Source organism: Mesobacillus boroniphilus JCM 21738, from assembly GCF_000517385.1.
Classification (GTDB): Bacteria; Bacillota; Bacilli; order Bacillales; family Cytobacillaceae; genus Mesobacillus; species Mesobacillus boroniphilus.
Genome location: NZ_BAUW01000199.1, coordinates 1 through 1,819, shown reverse-complemented (window position 1 = coordinate 1,819; position 1,819 = coordinate 1). Strand labels below are relative to the sequence as shown.

1 protein-coding gene is annotated in these 1,819 nt (G+C 44.7%); it reads left to right on the top strand.

Annotation, left to right across the window (positions count from 1 at the left end; genetic code table 11):
• Nucleotides 1-111: 111 nt before the first annotated feature.
• Nucleotides 112-1,395, top strand: coding sequence for an IS110 family RNA-guided transposase (locus JCM21738_RS21695; RefSeq protein ID WP_023627822.1), 1,284 nt, complete (start codon nucleotides 112-114; stop codon nucleotides 1,393-1,395).
• The last annotated feature ends 424 nt before the right edge of the window (nucleotides 1,396-1,819 follow it).

Genomic DNA, 1,819 nt, shown 5'->3' with positions numbered 1-1,819 from the left:
AAGAAAGCATTCCTGTATTTAAGCAAAATGAAGTTTGAACAAAAAAAGTCCCCTTGGTATGATACGAGGTGTCCAGTCGACAGGACCCTAAAATAACCAAGGAGGACTACCATGAAGTATAAACAAAACGATAAGATTTTACAATTGACTGAGGATACTTTAATTATCGGAGTGGACATTGCCAAATATAAGCATGTTGCCAGGGCCCAGGACTACAGGGGTATCCAATTTGGGAAGGCTCTTACCTTTGTAAACACCCATAACGGGTTCACCAGCCTTATGGACTGGATTAATACTCTGAAAGAAAAACAGGGGAAAGTGGATTTAATCATTGGTATGGAGCCAACAGGGCATTACTGGCTTCCACTTGCTTATTGGCTCGATGAGCAGGACATCAAGGTGGTTGTGGTGAATCCAGCACATGTCAAGAAGTCCAAGGAACTTGATGATAACTCCCCTACCAAAAACGACGTAAAGGACGCTAGGGTCATATCCAGGCTAATTGAAAATGGCAGATACGCCGTGCCCAATCTGCCAAAAGGGGTTTATGCCGAGCTGCGCGAAGGCATGAACCTGCACGACCAGCTAATGAAGGATTTGCAGGGTGTACAGGGACGCGTCCATCAATGGATTGACCGGTACTTCCCTGAGTACACAATGGTTTTTAGCAGTTGGGAAGGACAGGCATCCCTTCGAGTACTCGGAATGGAGCTTTTCCCGGATGAGTTGGTTGAGTGCCAGGAGGACATGATCCTTGATGAAATCAGAGAGAGTGTCAAACGGGGAGTCGGGATCAAAAAAGTCAGGCAGCTAAAGGACGTTGCTCGATCCTCGATTGGCATCAAGGATGGCAGGGACATGGCGCGTTTAAGGCTAAGATCGTTACTGGCACAGTATCACCTTCTTAAAGAAGAATTGTCTAACGTATGGGAATCCATCGAGAATCTACTTGAAGGAATTCCTGGCGTTCAGGAAATGTCAGAGATCCAAGGTGTCGGAAAGAAGACCGTAGCCGCATTTCTGGCGGAAGTGGGCAATCTTAAAAACTACGATCACCCTGATCAGATCATCAAGCTGGCAGGGTTGAACCTAAGGCTAGCCACATCAGGGAAATGGAAAGGAAGGACTGTCATCGCAAAAAGGGGGCGTCCTAAATTGCGCTCACTCCTTTATAAGGTCATCCTGCCCCTGGTCGCCCAAAATCCAGCATTTAAGGCCTTGCATCAGTATTTTACAACGAGGAATGACAATCCTCTGAAAAAGAAGCAGTCTTTGATTGCACTGTGCTGTAAATTAGTCCGAATCTTGTTTACCGTAGCCAGAAAGCAGACGGGCTTCAGTCCCGAAAAAATGTTACGGGATATCCCCCACTTTAATGAACTGAAGGCTGCCTAACGACAGGATTTTTAATTGTTGATTTAAGATTTTTTGGTCTGTTTCATCTGAGAATAAGATAGAGTTGGACATAGGAAGCTCGGAGCAGTCGGCAAGTTTTTATACTATTGGGCATTGACCCCGCAAGAAAGCATAGCCGACCCCGCTTCATGGATAGGCAGAACGAAGGAATGTGTGCGCATTGACGCCGTGAGATATGGGAGGGTGTGCCACCATGATAATTTGTGGGATCCGATGAGCGCATATAACAGTAATGAATACCCTTTTTCTGGTAAAAAAGGAGGAGGGTTTATTAAAGTATGCCCTCATCCACCAATCACTTTACATTGAGTCAAAGCTGATCCAGAATATGTACAATAAATATTTTAAAAAACAGAGAAAAACAGAGTAAATAAAAGAAAAACCTTACTTTCAAGAGGGAGTA